Raw genomic sequence first — 383 nt, 5'->3', positions numbered from 1 at the left:
CTGTTAAGGTAAAAGAGATGTAAATGTAGGTCTATCATCTCTAAAGCCCGCGCTTAATCGCGGGCTTTTTGTTGTCTGTCTTAATCTTCTAAATAAGCCAACGCCAGTGCTTCTGCGACGCGAATGCCGTCGATGCCCGCTGACCAAATACCACCCGCGTAGCCTGCGCCCTCACCTGCGGGATACAAACCTTGTACGTTGATGCTCTGATAGTCTTTGCCACGTTTGATGCAAACAGGGGATGAGGTGCGGGTTTCAACGCCAGTCAGTAATCCGTCGGGTTTAGCAAAGCCTTTGATCTGCCGGTCGAATGCGGGAATGGCTTCACGGATGGCTGCTGTTACAAAATCAGGTACCACTTTGCTCAGATCGGTCAGTGTGAT

At 50.4% G+C, this 383-nt stretch carries 1 protein-coding gene; it reads right to left on the bottom strand.

Annotated elements, in window-relative coordinates; translation table 11 throughout:
• Positions 1-80: 80 nt before the first annotated feature.
• Positions 81-383 (bottom strand): FAD-dependent protein (locus BTA35_RS17515; protein WP_338013026.1); only part of this gene is annotated, 303 nt, incomplete at its 5' end.

Origin of the sequence: Oceanospirillum linum, from assembly GCF_001995095.2 — a bacterium.
GTDB classification, from domain to species: domain Bacteria; phylum Pseudomonadota; class Gammaproteobacteria; order Pseudomonadales; family Halomonadaceae; genus Oceanospirillum; species Oceanospirillum linum.
The sequence above is the reverse complement of the archived record's forward strand: the minus strand, read 5'-3'. Positions and strand labels throughout refer to the sequence as shown.